12 protein-coding genes are annotated in these 17,327 nt (G+C 73.6%); 8 read left to right on the top strand and 4 right to left on the bottom strand.

The genetic code is table 11. The features are described 5' to 3' along the window. Positions 1 to 104: 104 nt before the first annotated feature. The 4 genes from ACZ42A_RS08825 to sucD all read left to right on the top strand — a co-directional run bounded on the left by ACZ42A_RS08825 (position 105) and on the right by sucD (position 6,051). A complete protein-coding gene (locus ACZ42A_RS08825) occupies positions 105 to 1,061 on the top strand; it encodes a hypothetical protein (RefSeq protein WP_468526770.1) in 957 nt (318 codons plus the stop codon). A 150-nt stretch (positions 1,062 to 1,211) separates the two neighbouring features. After that, positions 1,212 to 3,521 carry a hypothetical protein gene (locus ACZ42A_RS08820; RefSeq protein ID WP_468526479.1) on the top strand — a complete coding sequence of 770 codons (2,310 nt, stop codon included), beginning with the start codon at positions 1,212 to 1,214 and terminating at the stop codon, positions 3,519 to 3,521. A 436-nt stretch (positions 3,522 to 3,957) separates the two neighbouring features. Further along, positions 3,958 to 5,139: an ADP-forming succinate--CoA ligase subunit beta gene (gene sucC / locus ACZ42A_RS08815; RefSeq protein ID WP_468526478.1), complete on the top strand. Its 1,182-nt coding sequence runs from the start codon at positions 3,958 to 3,960 to the stop codon at positions 5,137 to 5,139. A gap of 27 nt (positions 5,140 to 5,166) precedes the next feature. Beyond that, complete coding sequence (gene sucD, locus ACZ42A_RS08810) at positions 5,167 to 6,051, top strand: succinate--CoA ligase subunit alpha (protein WP_468526477.1); 885 nt, start codon at positions 5,167 to 5,169, stop codon at positions 6,049 to 6,051. A 91-nt stretch (positions 6,052 to 6,142) separates the two neighbouring features. Here the strand turns inward: sucD and ACZ42A_RS08805 are convergent, their stop codons facing one another. After that, complete coding sequence (locus ACZ42A_RS08805) at positions 6,143 to 7,264, bottom strand: helix-turn-helix domain-containing protein (protein ID WP_468526476.1); 1,122 nt, start codon at positions 7,262 to 7,264, stop codon at positions 6,143 to 6,145. Between the two features lie 96 nt (positions 7,265 to 7,360). Here ACZ42A_RS08805 and ACZ42A_RS08800 point away from each other — a divergent pair, with 96 nt between their 5' ends. Further along, a complete protein-coding gene (locus ACZ42A_RS08800) occupies positions 7,361 to 9,151 on the top strand; it encodes a cell division protein PerM (RefSeq protein WP_468526475.1) in 1,791 nt (596 codons plus the stop codon). Between the two features lie 59 nt (positions 9,152 to 9,210). Here ACZ42A_RS08800 and ACZ42A_RS08795 read toward each other — a convergent pair whose 3' ends face one another. Beyond that, on the bottom strand, positions 9,211 to 9,966 hold the full coding sequence (locus ACZ42A_RS08795) for a hypothetical protein (RefSeq protein ID WP_468526474.1): 756 nt from the start codon (positions 9,964 to 9,966) through the stop codon (positions 9,211 to 9,213). A gap of 293 nt (positions 9,967 to 10,259) precedes the next feature. Here ACZ42A_RS08795 and purN point away from each other — a divergent pair, with 293 nt between their 5' ends. After that, positions 10,260 to 10,898 carry a phosphoribosylglycinamide formyltransferase gene (gene purN, locus ACZ42A_RS08790; RefSeq protein ID WP_468526473.1) on the top strand — a complete coding sequence of 213 codons (639 nt, stop codon included), beginning with the start codon at positions 10,260 to 10,262 and terminating at the stop codon, positions 10,896 to 10,898. Further along, on the top strand, positions 10,895 to 12,460 hold the full coding sequence (gene purH, locus ACZ42A_RS08785; protein ID WP_468526472.1) for a bifunctional phosphoribosylaminoimidazolecarboxamide formyltransferase/IMP cyclohydrolase: 1,566 nt from the start codon (positions 10,895 to 10,897) through the stop codon (positions 12,458 to 12,460). Before purN ends, purH begins: the two co-directional genes overlap by 4 nt. A 68-nt stretch (positions 12,461 to 12,528) precedes the next feature. On the opposite strand, the gene ACZ42A_RS08780 is transcribed toward purH, so the two are convergent. Then, entirely contained in the window at positions 12,529 to 13,110 is a 582-nt protein-coding gene (locus ACZ42A_RS08780) for a peptidoglycan-binding domain-containing protein (RefSeq protein ID WP_468526471.1), read from the bottom strand. Positions 13,111 to 13,369: 259 nt separating this feature from the next. Further along, positions 13,370 to 16,708, bottom strand: coding sequence for an ALF repeat-containing protein (locus tag ACZ42A_RS08775; RefSeq protein ID WP_468526470.1), 3,339 nt, complete (start codon positions 16,706 to 16,708; stop codon positions 13,370 to 13,372). Positions 16,709 to 16,836: 128 nt separating this feature from the next. Between ACZ42A_RS08775 and ACZ42A_RS08770 the strand changes: the two genes are divergently transcribed. After that, positions 16,837 to 17,319: a hypothetical protein gene (locus ACZ42A_RS08770; RefSeq protein ID WP_468526469.1), complete on the top strand. Its 483-nt coding sequence runs from the start codon at positions 16,837 to 16,839 to the stop codon at positions 17,317 to 17,319. Positions 17,320 to 17,327: the final 8 nt, after the last annotated feature.

Here is a 17,327-nt window from a genome sequence, read left to right as displayed (position 1 = left end):
AGGATCGACGCCTCTTGAGCCTTGTTTCGCCACGTCCCGCCACACGGAGGAACCTCCCCCTCTTGACTCGGTCAGCAGCCCTGCCTGGTGCCGCTGTGCGTGTGATGCGCGCGGCGGCCGGGCGGCGTGCGCTTCAGCTGGCCCTGCTGGTGGGCGGGTTGTTCGTGCTCGGGACGCTCTGCGGGGCGCGGGCCGAGGCGGTCGAGGGCTCCCCTCTGGGGGCCGGGACGGCCACGGAGACCCTGGCGGAGGCCAAGCCCGAGTCGGTGACTTCCGGACTGAAGCAGTCCACCGAGTCCACGCTCACCACCGAGTCCAAGTCCGCCGCCGCGCCCGGCTCCGCCACCACACCCGGCTCCGCCGCCGAGCCCGCGTCAACTCCGGCGCCCACCTCTGCCCTCGAACCCGAGTCGGTCGTCGAGGACGTGCGCGACCGGGTCGTGCGGCCCGTCGGGAACACGGTGGAGACGGTGACGCAGGGGCTGGGCGAGGGCCGGGACACAGCGATGCCGTCGCTGCCCTCGCTCCCCGCCCTGCCAGGCGACCCCGCGTTCCCCGCCCTGCCAGGCGACCCCGCGTTCCCCGGCCTGCCCGGCCTCCCGGAACAGACCCTCCCGGCACCGGACACCGCGACCCCCCTCCCGCTGCCCCTGCCCCTCCCGTTCCCGGAGGCACAGCCGCAGCGCCCGGCCGACGTCGACACCTCGTCGCCGTCGCACGCGGCAGCCGGGCCCGGCCTCAAGGCGCCGCGCGCCCAGCACGACCCGCAGCGCACCCTCGACCCCCTCACCCCCACCGCAGCCTCCGCCCCGAGCCACCACCGCCTCGGCCTTCGCACCGGCACCGGCCACGCCCCCGCCCGGCCCGCACCCGCGGGCGGCGACAACGGCGTGCTCGGCAGTCGGACGGCCGCCGACGGCGGCAGCTCGCGGCATGGTGACGCGTACGCGATGACCGCGGAGCACCGTGCTCCGCTGTGGCCCGTGCCCGGCGTCCTCGCCTGGGCCCACGCGGGCGAGTCGCGGGACCGGTATCAGGACATTCCCGTATTCCCCGGCTAGGGCAGGCCTCCTTCCCCGCCTGACCTGCCGCGCGGGGGCGGAACAGGTCTGCCCATTCGCCCGGAGCTCCCATCTCCGGAATGTCCCCAAGCCCGGAGTCCCGACGGATTCCCCGGCGTCTCGAACACCCCAAAGGATCAGACGCACGCAATGAACAAGAACATCCGCCGATCGATCGTCATAGCCGCCGGCGTCACCGGCGCCTGGGCGCTCGGCTCCACGTACGCCAGCGCCGACGAACTGCCCGCCTCCTCCCTCTCCGCTCCGGACGCGGCCGACGCCGAGGGCACCCTCGCCTCGGTCACCGGCGAGCTCACCGACACGGTGGAAGGGACCGTCTCCGGTGTCACCGGCGGCAGCGCCGTGCAGGGCGTGACCTCGACGGTCACCGACACCCTCGGCACGGCCGGGAACGCCCTCGAGAGCACGGTCTCCAAGACCGCCACCACGGCGACCACCGCCACCCAGAAGGCCCCGGCCACCTCCACCGCCGACCAGGCCCGTCGTTACATCGACGCCGAGGTCTCCGTCTCGAAGGGCAAGGCCGCCAAGGCCCACAAGATCCGCGGCGCCCAGGCCATCCAGGGCGCCCACGCCGCCCGCGCCACCGCGCAGGCCGAGGTGAGCGGCACCGTCGAGGTGACCGCCGAGACGGGCCGCGACGCGCTCTCCGACGCCCCCATGTCCCCCCAGGACGCGATCGACTACCTCTTCGGCCCCCTCTCCGCCTTCGCGCCCGAGCTGGAGCAGGCCCTCGCCGCCGCCCAGACGCGGCTGCAGGGCCTGCAGTCGGCGGCGCGCAGCCAGGCGCAGGGCGTCGAGGGCGTCGTACGGACGAAGGCGCAGTACGCGGTCGCCGGCGCGGGCCGCACGGCCGCCGGTGCGCAGGGCGCCGCGCAGGCCACGCTCTCCGGCGCCCAGTCGCGTGCCGGCGGTGCGGCGACCGTCGCCCAGACCGAGGCCGGCAAGGTGCGGACGGCCGCCGAGGCCTCCGTCTCCTCCGTGCCGGGCCACGTCACCGGCACCGCCGACGGCGTCGAGCAGCGGGTCGTCGGCACGGTCAGCACCGCCTCCGGCAAGGTGAGCACCGTCCGCGCGACGGCGGCCGGCACGGTCGACGCGGCCTCCGCCACGGTGGCCGGCCTGCCCGGCAAGGTCACCCCGGTCGTCCAGGAGACCGCCGCCTCCGCGACCCCGCCGCTCGTCACCTCCGCGGTGCACGGCGTGCAGCCGGTCGCCGCCGACGCGGTGCGGGGTGTGCAGCCCGTCGTCGCGCACGCGGTGCACGGCGTCCAGCCGGTCGCCACCGGTGCCGTCCAGGGTGTCCAGCCGGTCGCCGGTGAGGCCGTGGCGGGCGTCGCCCCGGTCGTCACCGGCACGGTGCACGGCGTCGTGCCCGTCGCGGACCAGGCTGTGCACGGTGTGACGCCGGTCGTCACGGACGCCGTCGCGGGCCTCGCCCCGGTCGCCGGCGACGCCGTCGCGGGCGTCGAGGGCACCGCGCGGCACGCGGTCGACGCCGCGACCGCCCTCGCGTACGGCGTCGTCGCCGACGTCCAGCCCGTCGCGTACGGCGTGGTCCAGGGCGTCCAGCCGGTCGCCACGGACGCGGTGTACGGCGTGCAGCCGGTCGTCACCGGCGCGGTGCACGGCGTCGTGCCCGTCGCCGGGCAGGCCGTGCACGGGGTCGCGCCGGTCGCCACCGGTGCCGTGGCCGACGTCCGGTCGGTCGCCGGGGGCGCCGTCTCCGGCGTCCAGCCGGTGGTCGGCGGGGTCGTCGCGGACGTGCCCGGCTACGCCACCGGGGTGGTCGCGGACGTACCGCCGTACGCCACCGGACTCGCCGGCAAGGCCGCCGCGGACGCCACCGGGGCGGTGCTGCCGCCGGTCGCGCACACCGTCGTGGACGGTGTCGTGCCGGTCGCCGGTCAGGCCGTCGCGGACGCGGGCGGCCTGGCGTACGGCGTGACGGGCAACGTGCACTCCTTCGGTGCGGGTGTCGCCGCGGACGTGGCGCCGTTCGGCTACGGCGTGGCCGGGCAGGCCGGGGGCTTCGCGCACGGCGTCACGGACGAGGTCCAGCCGTTCGCGCAGGGCGTCACGGGCGCCGTCCAGCCGGTCGTGGACACCGTGTACGAGACCGTGCAGCCGGTCGTCGACGGCGTCGGCGGCAGCACCACCGGGCTGGCGTACGGCGTCGCCGAGGACGTCGCCCCGTTCGCGTACGGCGTGGCGGGCGAGACGGCCCCGTTCGCGCAGGGCGTGGCGGGCGACGTGGCCCCGTTCGCCGGGAACCTGACCGGAACCGTCCACTCCACCGGCGGCTCCCTCGCCGGTCACGCGGTCACCGGTGCCGAGGGCGTGGCCGGGTCGGCCACCCCGGGCTGGGCGCCGGACGCCGGTGACCTGCACACCCCGCAGAACGGCTCGTACGGCTCCTACGGCTCGTACGGCGTCTGACCTCCGCAGGGCCCGGCCCGGACGACTGCCGAAAGCCGTCGGCGGTTCCGGCCGTAGCCCGGCGGAGAGGGCCCGGCGGTCCCCATTGGGGTGGGGATCGCCGGGCCCGAGCCCCGCGCGGGGCACCCGTTTGTCCCCGTTGGGGCCCGAACAGGGAACCTCACCGGGCCGACCCCAACCCGGTGAGTTTTCCGTCCCGGTCGCACACGTCCCGACACCCCGTGCCACAGATCCCGGCATCATGTGACAGGTATCACCGCTCGGGTGTGACCCGCGATTTAGATAGCCCCCGCAACCGGCGATAACCTGCGAGACGGACATGCCGCGCGCTCGGACACCGTGTGCGCCTCCCTTGTGACAGCGGACGTCACGTTGCCCTTCGCGGCACGCCCACGCATCCAACGAACCGCGAGATCACTGATAGGGACGGAAGCGCGTGGACCTGTTCGAGTACCAGGCGAGGGACCTCTTCGCCAAGCACGATGTACCGGTGCTGGCCGGTGAAGTCATCGACACGCCTGAGGCGGCGCGCGAGATCACCGAGCGTCTGGGCGGCAAGTCCGTCGTCAAGGCGCAGGTGAAGGTCGGTGGTCGCGGCAAGGCCGGTGGCGTGAAGCTGGCCGCCTCCGCGGACGAGGCCGTCGCCCGTGCGACGGACATCCTCGGCATGGACATCAAGGGCCACACGGTCCACAAGGTCATGATCGCCGAGACCGCTCCGGAGATCCTCGAGGAGTACTACGTCTCCTTCCTCCTCGACCGTGCCAACCGCACCTTCCTCTCCATCGCCTCCGTCGAGGGCGGCATGGAGATCGAGGAGGTGGCGGCCACCCGTCCGGAGGCCGTCGCCAAGATCGCGATCGACGCCATCGACGGCGTGGACGAGGCCAAGGCCCGTGAGATCGTCGAGGCCGCCAAGTTCCCGGCCGAGGTCGCCGACAAGGTCGTGAACGTCCTCGTCAAGCTGTGGGACACCTTCATCAAGTCGGACGCCCTCCTCGTCGAGGTCAACCCGCTCGCGAAGGTCGCCTCCGGCGAGGTCATCGCCCTCGACGGCAAGGTGTCGCTCGACGACAACGCCGAGTTCCGCCACCCGGAGTTCGAGGAGCTGCACGACAAGGCCGCGGCCAACCCGCTCGAGGCCGCCGCCAAGGAGAAGAACCTCAACTACGTCAAGCTCGACGGCGAGGTCGGCATCATCGGCAACGGCGCGGGTCTCGTGATGAGCACCCTGGACGTCGTCGCGTACGCCGGTGAGAAGCACGGCAACGTCAAGCCGGCCAACTTCCTGGACATCGGCGGTGGCGCCTCCGCCCAGGTCATGGCCAACGGCCTCGAGATCATCCTCGGCGACCCGGACGTCAAGTCCGTCTTCGTCAACGTCTTCGGTGGCATCACCGCCTGTGACGAGGTCGCCAACGGCATCGTCCAGGCCCTGAAGCTGCTGGAGGACCGCGGCGAGGAGGTCACCAAGCCGCTGGTCGTCCGTCTCGACGGCAACAACGCCGAGCTGGGCCGCCAGATCCTCACCGACGCCAACCACCCGCTGGTCCAGCGCGTCGACACCATGGACGGCGCGGCCGACAAGGCCGCCGAGCTGGCCCACGCCGCCAAGTAAGCACTCAGGACGAGGACACCAAACACCATGGCTATCTGGCTCAACAAGGACAGCAAGGTCATCGTCCAGGGCATGACCGGCGCCACCGGCATGAAGCACACCAAGCTCATGCTGGGTGACGGCACCAACGTCGTGGGCGGCGTGAACCCGCGCAAGGCGGGTCAGACCGTGGACTTCGACGGCACCGAGGTACCGGTCTTCGGCACCGTCAAGGAGGCCATCGAGAAGACCGGCGCCAACGTCACCGTCATCTTCGTGCCGGAGAAGTTCACCAAGGACGCGGTCGTCGAGGCCATCGACGCCGAGATCCCGCTGGCCGTCGTGATCACCGAGGGCATCGCCGTGCACGACACGGCCGCCTTCTGGGCGTACGCCGGCAAGAAGGGCAACAAGACCCGCATCATCGGCCCGAACTGCCCCGGCATCATCACCCCGGGCCAGTCGAACGTCGGCATCATCCCGGGCGACATCACCAAGCCGGGCCGTATCGGCCTGGTCTCGAAGTCCGGCACGCTGACGTACCAGATGATGTACGAGCTGCGTGACATCGGCTTCTCGACGTCCGTCGGCATCGGTGGCGACCCGATCATCGGCACCACCCACATCGACGCTCTGGCCGCCTTCCAGGAGGACCCGGAGACCGACCTCATCGTGATGATCGGTGAGATCGGCGGCGACGCCGAGGAGCGGGCCGCGGCCTTCATCAAGGAGAACGTGACCAAGCCGGTCGTCGGCTACGTCGCGGGCTTCACCGCGCCCGAGGGCAAGACCATGGGCCACGCGGGCGCCATCGTCTCCGGCTCGTCCGGCACCGCCCAGGCGAAGAAGGAGGCCCTGGAGGCCGCCGGTGTCAAGGTCGGCAAGACGCCGACCGAGACGGCGAAGCTGGCGCGGGAGATCCTCGCCGGCTGAGGTCTCTTCGACTGAACGCCGGTAGGCCCGTCCCCTGGGTGGGGGCGGGCCTACCGGCGTTTCCGCTCGCCGCGTCGGCGGCTGCCGACGGCTAACGGGTGTCCGGCACCAGTCTCTCCGGGCCGTTCGCCGTCTCCTCGCGCAGCTTCTTCCGCAGCTTCTGCTCGCGTTCCGACAACGGCCCCGGCGCCGCCCGTGGCGGGACCCCGCGCACCGTCTCGCCGGGCGCCACCGGTGGCTCGTACTGCGTGGGAGCCGTCCGCAGCGTCAGGGCGGTCGCGCCGATCAGGGTGACCGTGAAGGCGATGGCGGCCCGGGTCCAGAACCGTGCCCGGCGCTCGCTGCCGCCGCGCACCGTGGGCGGCCGGGCGGCGCGCAGCCGCTCCGTGGACGCCAGTTCCGCGAGCCGCCGGTGCAGTACGGCCGGGTCCGCCAGTTCCGGCAGCCGCTCGGCCACCGCCTCGCGCGCGTGCAGCAGCCGGCCGGCCGCCGCCCGGGTGCTCGCCTCCGTCTCCGCCGCGGTCTCCGGCAGCCCGAGGCCGACCCCGTCGCAGAGCACGAGCGTGCGGCGGTACGGCGGCGGAAGCGTCAGCAGGACGTCCAGCAGGGCGCGGTCGGAGGCGTCCGCGGGCGGTGGTTCGGGGTGGCGGTAGCGGGGGCGGAAGCGGTGCCAGGGGGAGAGGGCGTACTCGTACGCCGCCGCCCGCACCCACCCCGCCGGATCCCGGTCGACGGCCACCTCCGGCCACCGCTGCCAGGCCTGCTCGAACGCCCGCTCCACGGATTCCCGGGCGAGTTCCCGCCGCCCGGTGAGGAGATAGGCCTGCCGGACGAGCGCGGGCGCGCAGAAGGCGTAGAGGGCGTCGAAGGCCTGGGCGGGGGTGAGCGGGGCAGGGTGGTCGCCCGGTACGGCGAGGGGCGCCAGTTCGCTCACCGGCTCGTCCTGACTCACCGTCACGGACCCTTCGGCGGCCGGAGTTTCCCGGGAGGCGGACACCTGCGCGAGGGCCGGCGTGGCCAGCTCGGCCAGCTGTTGCGCGTACTCCTCCCGTCTCCGGCCGCGTGGCGCGGTGCGGCCGGACTCCCACGCCCGCAGGGTCTCCCGGCTGACGCCCACCCGGGCGGCCAGCTGAGCCTGCGTCAGGGACGCGGCCTCGCGCAGACGTCGGCGCTCCTTGGGCGGGGGAAGCGGGGTTGCAGGACGCTGCGTCACCGGTAGCCCCTCCGTACGAAAAAGCACATAAGCACATATTGAGCGACACAGCGGGGGTTCGCCTGTTACGACGGAAAAGCGCGTGTCGTTGGGAGCATGACGGGCGTGAACCGGATGACCGACCGCCGACTGTCGTCGTCGCCCCTGCTCACCCCGCTGCGGGGCCGCTCGCCCGGGCTCGCAGCGGGCCTGCTGGGCGGTGCCCTCGCGGCCGGGCTGGGGCTCGGCTCGTTCGCCGTTCTGGTGATGCTGCTGTGGATCAGCTCGCCCTACCCCGACAGCGGGCCCGGCGGCGCGCTGCATGTCGCCGCCGCGCTGTGGCTGCTGGCGCACGGCGCCGAACTGGTCCGCACCGACACCCTCTCCGGCGTCCCCGCCCCGGTCGGCGTCACCCCGCTGCTGCTGCTCGTGCTGCCGGCCTGGCTGCTGCACCGGGCGGCGCGGGACGCCGTGGAGGGGGAACCGGAGGAGGACACGGGCCCGGCGGTGGGGGCGCGGACCGCGTGGGCCGGGGTGGTGCTGGGCTATCTGGCCGTCGGGAGCGGTGCCGTGCTGTACGCGGCGGGCGGTGCGCTGCGGCCCCAGTGGCTGTGGACGGGGCTGTCCCTGCCGCTGGTCGCGGCGGTCATGGCCGGGACCGGGGTGTGGACGGCGTACGGGTACCCCCGCGGCCCGCTGGACGGCGTACGCGGCCTCCTCGTCGGGTCCGGGTCCGGGGAGAGGCCGGGCCGGGGGCGGCTGGAGGTCGCGGCGCGGGCCGCCGCGGCCGGGACCGCCGCGTACGTCGGCGGTGGGGCGCTGCTGGTGGCGGTGTCGCTGGTGTGGCACGGCGGGGCGGCCCGGGTGGCGTTCGCGCAGCTCACGGAGGGCTGGTCGGGCCGCTTCGCGGTGCTGCTGCTGTGCCTGGCGCTGGTGCCGAACGCGGCTGTCTGGGGCGTGGCCTACGCCCTCGGCCCCGGCTTCGCCCTCGGCGTCGGCCAGGTCACGGGGCCGCTGTCCGCCGCGCCCGCGCCACTGCTGCCGCCGTTTCCGCTGCTGGCGGCCGTGCCGGAGCCCGGTCCCGGGACGCCCCTCCACTGGGCGGCGGGGGCGGTGCCGGTGGCGGCCGGGGTGACGGTGGGCTGGTTCGTGGGCCGGGCGGCGGGGGACGGCTGGTCCCGGGGCCGGGCCGCGCTGGGCGCGCTGCTCGCCGCCGGGCTGTGCGCCGGAGCGCTCGCCGTCCTGGCCGGGCTGGCGGGCGGCCCGCTCGGCGCCGGAGCACTGGCCCGGTTCGGGCCGGTGTGGTGGCAGGTCGGGGCGGCGGGCCTGGTGTGGACGGCGGGGGTCGCGGTGCCGGTGGCGTTGGCGGTGCGCACGTGGCGGGAGCGCCACCCCGAGCCGAGCGGCTCCCGGGAGCCCTGGGCGGTGCGGGACACGGAGACCGGCGCGTCGGTCCCGGCGCCGTCCGCCCCCGTCTCGTTGCGCCACGACGAGCCGAGCGACCAGCCCTACGGTCATCCGCACGACCAGCGCTATGACGAGCCGCACGACCAACCGGACGACCAGCCCTACGACCAGGACGACCAGCCGCCCTACGAACAGGACGCCCCGCCCTTCGACCAGCACGACGAGCCCTACGACCAGGACGACCCGCCCCGCCCCTCCCGCCGGCAGGCACCGGCCGACTTCCGCGACGACGACGAGCTCACCCTCGGCCCGCCCGCCGACGACCTCGACTTCGAGTCGTACGACTTCCTGCCCACCGACCGCTGGCGCGACGACGACACCGCACGCGAGGCCCGCTGGGCGGCCCTGGAGGCGTCCTTGGCGGACTCACTGGAGCCGGACCAGCCAGAGCCCGACCAGCCGGAACCGGACGCCCCGGAAACCTCATCGCCGCCACGCTGAACCGCACCGACGCCGCACAGAACACTGCCGCACAGACCGCGGCCCTTGCCGCCCCGACCTCAGCCGTTGCCGCCGAGCACCCCGCGCAGCTCCTCCGGCAGCAGCTGGGTGCACGCCTGCTTGGCCTCGTTGGTGAGGGCGTCGTTGGTGCAGGTGTAGTAGTCGCGGTAGACGAGCTGGGCAGTGAAGGACGCCGCGACCAGGGCGATGGCGAGGGACGCGGTGACGAGGCCGCTGACCGCGGCGGCGGTCTGTGGTCGGGCGTTCGTCACGGGGGCCGGGGAGTCGGGGTCGGGGGTGCGGGGCTTGGCACGCAGCGCGCTGACGCCCCAGTAGAGGGCGAGCGCGCCGAGCAGCAACGCAACATACGCCCAGGAGAACAGGGCGAAGAAGAAGGCCCACATGCCGGACAGCAGGGCATAGCGCGCGCGGCGCTGGACCGGGTCCGTGGGGTCCCAGCGCATACCGGCGGGGCCGGGTCCGCCCGGTCCCTCGGGGCCGCCGCGGGGCCGCTCGCCGAAGCCGCCGGAGGAGCGGCCGGGCTGCCGGTCGCTCCACTGGCTGCCCCACCGGGAGCGGCCGTCGCCCTCGCCGCCCCGCGAGCCCTCGCCGTCGGCCGGCCGGCGCGGCTGCCAGGGCCGGTCGGGCGCGCCCTCGGGCGGCGGCGCGAACGGGTTGTCGTCCTGCCCTGCTCCGGCGCGCTCGTCGCTGTCGGGGGGTGAGGTGGGGCGCTCCCGCAGCAGTACGCCGCTGGCCCGCCCTCCCTGCGCCGACTGCGGGGTGAGCGTGAGGCGTCGCAGGCTGCGGTCCGGCATCAAGTGAGCGTCTTCCCCTGGTGAGTACGGCTGACGAATACGACTGGGGCCAGGCCCGTCACTAGACGAACGCACCGTGCGCGCGACGCGTTCCCGACCCGGCTCCTCCCAGACGCTACCTTCCGGCCACGCCCCCGTCCCGTGGGGGCCGCCCGGAGTGCCGGTATCGTTGCTGACGGTCGGCCGCTTCGTAGGCTTCCCCGTATTCGGGGGCGCGAAGCATTCGTACGAACGCACATACGGCGCCGTACCCGGCCGACCGTACCGTCGTACCCCCGAGAAAGGCCCCCACCGTGGCCGCCAAGCCCGTGGCCCAGCGCGCCAAGCGCCTGGTCGTGCTGGTCTCCGGATCCGGCACCAACCTGCAGGCGCTCCTCGACGCCATCGCCGACCTCGGCGCCGAGGCGTACGGAGCCGAGATCGTGGCCGTCGGCGCCGACCGTGACGGCATCGAGGGGCTGGCGCGGGCCGAGCGCGCCGGGCTGCCCACGTTCGTGTGCAAGGTCAAGGACCACGCCACCCGCGAGGAGTGGGACGCCGCGCTCGCCGAGGCCGTCGCCGCGTACGAACCCGATCTCGTGATCTCCGCCGGGTTCATGAAGATCGTGGGCAAGGAGTTCCTGTCCCGCTTCGGCGGACGGTTCGTGAACACCCACCCCGCCCTGCTCCCCAGTTTTCCCGGCGCCCACGGCGTCCGTGACGCGCTCGCGTACGGCGTCAGGGTCACCGGCTGCACCGTCCACTTCGTCGACGACGGCGTCGACACCGGGCCGATCATCGCGCAGGGCGTGGTGGAGGTCCGGGACGAGGACGACGAGAGCGCTCTGCACGAGCGCATCAAGGACGTCGAGCGCAGGCTGCTCGTCGAGGTCGTGGGGCGGCTCGCCCGCAACGGCTATCGCATTGAGGGACGAAAGGTAGTTATCCAGTGACCGCCGAGAGCAACAAGCGGCCCCTTCGCCGGGCGCTCGTCAGCGTCTACGACAAGACGGGCCTCGAAGACCTCGCGCGCGGCCTGCACGAGGCGGGTGTCGCCCTCGTCTCCACCGGGTCCACGGCCGCCCGTATCGCCGACGCCGGTGTCCCCGTCACCAAGGTCGAGGAGCTGACCGGCTTCCCCGAGTGCCTGGACGGCCGCGTCAAGACCCTGCACCCCCGGGTGCACGCGGGCATCCTCGCCGACCTGCGCCTGGAGGACCACCAGCGGCAGCTCGCCGAGCTGGGCGTGGAGCCGTTCGACCTCGTCGTCGTCAACCTCTACCCGTTCCGCGAGACCGTCGCCTCCGGAGCCTCCCCCGACGAGTGCGTCGAGCAGATCGACATCGGCGGCCCCTCCATGGTCCGCGCCGCCGCCAAGAACCACCCGTCCGTGGCTGTGGTCACCAGCCCGGCCCGCTACGCCGACGTCCTCGACGCCGCGAAGAACGGCGGCTTCGACCTCGCCACCCGCAAGCGGCTCGCCGCGGAGGCCTTCCAGCACACGGCGGCGTACGACGTCGCGGTGGCGAGCTGGTTCGCGAGCGACTACGCCCCCGTCGACGACTCGTCCTTCCCCGACTTCCTGGGCGCCACCTGGGAGCGCAAGAACACCCTCCGCTACGGCGAGAACCCGCACCAGCCCGCCGCGCTCTACGTGACCGGCACGGGCGGCGGCCTCGCCGAGGCCGAGCAGCTGCACGGCAAGGAGATGTCGTACAACAACTACACGGACACGGACGCCGCCCGCCGTGCCGCGTACGACCACGACGAGCCGTGCGTGGCGATCATCAAGCACGCCAACCCGTGCGGTATCGCGATCGGCGCGGACGTCGCCGAGGCGCACCGCAAGGCGCACGCCTGCGACCCGCTGTCCGCGTTCGGCGGTGTGATCGCCGTGAACCGCCCGGTGTCCAAGGAGATGGCCGAGCAGGTCGCCGAGATCTTCACCGAGGTCATCGTCGCGCCGGACTACGAGGAGGGCGCCCTCGAAGCCCTCACTAAGAAGAAGAACATCCGCGTCCTGCGCTGCCCCGAGGGCCCGGCCAACCCCGTCGAGATCAAGCCCGTCGACGGCGGCGCCCTCCTCCAGGAGACCGACCGCCTCCAGGCCCCCGGCGACGACCCGTCGACCTGGACCCTGGCGACGGGTGAGGCCCTGAGCGAGGAGGAGCTGAAGGACCTGGCCTTCGCCTGGAAGGCCTGCCGCGCGGTCAAGTCCAACGCGATCCTGCTCGCCAAGGACGGCGCATCCGTCGGCGTCGGCATGGGCCAGGTCAACCGCGTCGACTCCTGCAAGCTGGCCGTCGAGCGGGCGGGCGAGGAGCGGGCGCGCGGCTCGTACGCCGCGTCCGACGCCTTCTTCCCCTTCCCCGACAACATCGACGTCCTGGGTGCCGCCGGCGTCAAGGCCATCGTCCAGCCGGGCGGCTCGGTCCGCGACGAGCTGGTCGTGGAGGCCGCGCAGAAGGCGGGCATCACGATGTACTTCACGGGGACGCGGCACTTCTTCCACTGACGGGCCGTAGAACGGGCGATGGCCCGCCGGTCACCGACCGGCGGGCCACCGCGTGTCGCGGGCAGGTGTCAGCTGCAGCCGCTGTTGCTCTTGTACGACGCGTAGTGCCAGACGCTCTTGTGGTAGAAGCGGTACTTGCCGTCGCCGGTGCGGAAGATGTCGAAGTAGTACCGCTCTCCGTGGTACCGGATCTTGTACTTGGTGGCGTTGGTCGAGCCGGTGCTCCGGTACTCCAGCTCACCCGCGCGGGTGGTGGGGTTCCACTTGTCGTCGGCCGAGCCGAACGTGTTCTTTCCGACCTTGCCGTCCTGCGTCAGACCCCAGGCCTTCTGCAGCTGCTTGGTGGCATACGCGGTGTTCGACGTGTACTTGCCGGTGATGTCGGCGTAGTCGAACTGCGTACCGTTGCTCTCCTTGACACCCTCCGCGTAGAGGATGATCTGCCACAGGCAGGTCGCGTTGGTGTCGTTGTGCGACAGGGTCGACAGCGTGCCCTCGTCCGCGAAGTCGTCGTAGAACGAGCCGGCGCCGCTGACGTAGCCGTTGGACGCGGCCGCCGAGGCCGGCGATGCGCTCACCGCGAGCGCGCCCGCGACGGCGGCGCTCACCGCGGCGGTGGCTATACGGGCGCGGGATGTACGCAAGTTCATGTAGGTCCTTTTCCCCGTTGAGGATGTGGTGCCGTAGCAGAGACCATGATCGCAGGGGCGGTGCGACGCGCCGGTCCCTCGACGGTCTCAGGGCCGTAACACGCACCACACGGTTCTTGGTGTACGGGTCGGGGTCGGTGACCTCCAGCCGGGCACGCCCTTCACGGGTACGACTCAGTCGTACGGACACGGGGACGCCCTCGCCCGCGCCTGGGCGCCCTTCGTACGGGCACTCTAGGCACGGGCGGGGCGGAGTCGTTCACCACCAGGTGAGTGCGCCGATGGCGGAGTCCACGACACCACGTGCCGTTTCCGCCACCTTGACGCCGATCTCGTCGCTGAAACCGGCGCCACGGAACATCCATCCCTGGCCGTAGAAGATGCCGCCGACCAGGAACTGGCCGAGTGAGCTCTTGAACTCGGCGCTGTGCCAGCCGTGACCGACCCCGTTGAGGACGGCGCTCGTTCCCGAGAGGCCCAGGGCGATGCCGCCGAGCACCAGGCCCACGCCCTGGCCTCCCGGGATGAGGGACGCGATCGTCCCGGCGGTGCCCACGATGGTCGCCCAATGGCTGGTGACGCTCGCCCAGTCCTTGGGGTCGTCGACGTCCTCGGGCCAGAGCCCCGCGTCCACGTACCAGGGCTTGTCCTGGTCAGCCCCCTGCGAAGGGTCCGTCCCGTCCTGCTCGTTCTGCTCCGCCGCTTCGGCCGCTGCCTGCGCCTCGGCCTCGAGTTCCGCCTGCCGCTTGTCCGCGGCGATCTGCTGCGCCTCGCTCGCGGCGTCGGCCGCGGCCTGCGCGTCCTGACCGGCCTGGTCCGCGGATACCTGCGCCTGAGCGGCGGAGTTCTGGGCGTTCGACGCGTGCGTCGTGGCCTGCTGCGCGGACGCCATCGCCTGCCGCATCGAGTAGTTGGCGCTGCGGGCCGCGCTCTGCGCCACCGACGCGGCCTGCTTCGCGCTCTCCGCCGACTGGGCCGCCTCGGCCGCGGACCTGTCGGCGGCGTCCGCGTTCTCCTTCGCCTGCTGTGCCGAGTTCGCGGCGTCGGCGGCGTAGCCCTTCGCCTTCGCCGCCCACTCGGTCGCCTCGGCCGCGGCCTGGCGGGCTTCCGCCGCCGCCTTGGACGCCAGTGCCGCGTCTTCCAGCGCCTTCGCGGCGATCCTCGCGGCGTGGGCGATGGCCGCGCGGATCGCGGCGACGTGGGTGGCGTGGTCCTGGTCGAGGCGGGCGACGTCGTACTTGTCGTGGACGACGAAGTGCCGCCGCATCCGCGCGGAGCCCTCCAGGACGATCTGCGCCGCCGACTGCATGTAGGGGCCGCCGGAGTCCAGGAGGCGCAGGATCTCGACGCGGTCGTCCTCCTTGACGGCCTCCGTCACCCCCAGGGTGAGGAAGTGGTGCAGGGCCGTCGCGCTGCCGTCGTCGAGCGCCGCCTCGGCCTTCGCCCGGACGGCGGGCCCCGGGTTGTCGTCCAGGACCCTGAGCACGGCGACCCGATAGTCCACTTTCGCCGCCTCGATGGCCCCGGTCGTGAGGAAGGCGGCGGCGGCTTCGGGGTCGTCACTGGCCAGGGCCCGGTGTGCCGCGTCGGCGACGGACGCCTTCGCCGCCTTGGCGACGGCCAGGACCGTCTCGCGGTCGTCCTGCCGCTGGGCCAGCACCCGGTCCGCGTCGATCCAGTTGAGGACGGACTCGTCGGTGCCGGCGAGGGCGAACTCGGCGGCCTCGCGGGTCCAGGTTCCGGTCGAGTCCAGGAGTCGTACGGCGGCCTTGCGGCCGGTGGTCACGGCGGTGGCGGTGTCCCCGGACTTCAGGGCCGCCTCGGCGGCGGCGATGAGGTCCTTGGTCTGCGCTGAGGTCTGGTCGGCCTGCGTCCGCGCCCTGTTCGCGCGCTCGGCCTCGGCGGTCTCCGCCTGTGCCACCAGGCGGGCCAGTTCGATGCCGGTCTGGGTGTCCTGGGCGATGCGGGCGGTCTCCGCCTCGCGGGCCGCCTTCTCGACCTCCTGGGCCTCCTTGACGGCGTTGGCCGCCGTGGTGGCCGCCTCCACCGCGGCGGCCGCGTAGGCGGTGGACCGCTTGGCGTACTCCACCGCCTGGCCCGCGTGGGCCGCCGCCTCGTCCGCCGCGTCGGCGGCCTTCTCCGCGTGCGCGGCGGCGCTGTTCGCGGCGTCGCGGGCCACGCGGGCGGCGGCTGCGGCCCGGTTGGCCAGGGTCTGGGCGGTGTTCGCGGCCCGGGTGGCCCGCGCGGCGGCGGCATTCGCCTCGGCCGCCGCCTGCCGGGCCTTCGCGGCCTGGGACTGGGCGACGCCCGCGGAGGCCGCGGCGTCGGCCGCCGCGTTCGCGGCAGCGGCCGCGTTCGTGGCGGCGCTCGCGGCGGCGTCTCCGGCGCCGGCGGCTTCCGCCGAGGCGACGGCGGCCTGGTCGGCCGCCGCGGCGGCGGTGCGCGCCTGGCCGGCGGCGGCCCGTGCGTTCTGCGCCGCCTGGCGGGCCGCGGCGGCCTTGGACGCGTCCGCGGACGCGGCGATCGCGGCGTTGTAGGCGCGGGAGGCGGCGTTCCCGGCGGCGGCAGCGGCTGCCGCGGCGGCCTGCGCGGCACGGGCGGCGCGGCCGGAGGCGGCCTGGGCGGTGCGGGACGCGGCGATCGCGGTGTTGGCGGCGTCGGCGGCCCCGCGCGCGGCGCTCGCCGCGTCGTTCGCCGCCCTGGCCGACTTGGCGACGTCCTCCTTGGCCGCCGCCGCCTCCGCCGCCGCCTTCAGCGCCGCCGCCTTGGCCTTCTCGGCGGCCTCCTTGGCGCGGGTGGAGGCGGCGACGGCCTGCTCCGTCTTGAGCTTGGCCCGTCGGCCCTCGCGCTGCACGATCGCGACCAACTGGTCGATCTTCGCGGCCTCTTCGTCCCGGGCGCGGGCTATGTACTGCCCGGACGCGAGGAACCAGCCGATCGCCTCGGGCGAGCCGTCGTTCAGCGCCCGCTCGGCGTACTTCTTCACCTCCGGAGAAGCCGTGGCGAGGATCGTGAAGACCGCGGCCCGGTCGTCCTCGTGCTGCGCGGTGTACTGGGTCGTCTCCAGGAACGTCCGCAGGGCCGCCGGAGTGCCCGCCGTCAGCGCCTTGTTGGCCTCGCGCTTCACGGCCGTACCGCCATGGTTCATGACGGTGAGGACCGCCACCCGCAGGTCCTCGTGCACGGGCGCCTCGTAGCCGTCGCTCAGGAACGCGCTGATCGCGTCGTCCCCGGCCGACAGGGCCGTACCGGCGGACGCGCGGGTGGCCTTGCCCGCGTAGGGGAGGCTGGAGATGACCGCGAAGCGGTTGTCCTCCGCCTGTGCGACGGGCAGTTCGTTCGTGAGGAAGGCGGTCACGGCGGCCGGCGGACCGGCGAGGGCGACGGCCGCGGCGTCGCGTACCGCCCTGCCTCCCGTCTTGTACGCCCAGACCGCCCGGCCCCGTTCGGTGTCGGGCAGGCCGTTGTAGGTGCCGTCGGTTTCGGCGGCGTGCGCGGGGGCGGCGGTGAGGGTGAGGACGGACGGCAGGGCGGGGGCGGCGGTGACTCCCGCGAGAGTGGTCAGTAAGCGGCGTCTGCTCCAGAGCGAGGGCGACAAAACGGGCATCCTTCCCGTGCGGCAGGGGAGTTGGGCTTTGAGCGACGCACCGTAACCCTGCGGACGGGAGCGCACACCCTCGAACTTTTGAGGGACACGTGGCGCAAACCGGTTGATAGAGAGAGCCCATGAGATCCCTGAGACGCCTGCTTGCGCCGGCCCTTGCCGCTTCCGCCGCTGTCGCCGCCGCCCTGTCGCTCACCGGCGCCCCCTCCGCCGCCGCCGACGACCTGCCGCCCGTCGCCGTCGAGGACTTCGCCTACCCCGACGCCGACAAGATCTACGCCGAGCACGGCATCCGTCTGCTCACCGGCGACGGGAACATCCTGTTCGCCGAGTGCGGTTCGGCCGCCAACCAGATCCACGTCTGGGCACGCGGCCACGCCGACCCGTTCTGCTTCGCCGCCAAGGGCACGTCCGGCCGGGTCGCCATGGAGCTGCCGCAGGTCTACGGCATCAAGACCACCGACTACAAGATCGTCGCCGACATGACGGTGGACGGCACCGAGACCTCCTACACCGTCGCCGCGAACTCCTGGGGAGCGGTCGGCGAGAGCGCGGACCCCGAGGGACGCGACCACACCCTCGTAGAACTCCACGCCACCAAGTAGGCCTCCGC

It is taken from the genome of Streptomyces sp. NPDC030838 (assembly GCF_055572035.1).
The sequence above is the reverse complement of the archived record's forward strand: the minus strand, read 5'-3'. Positions and strand labels throughout refer to the sequence as shown.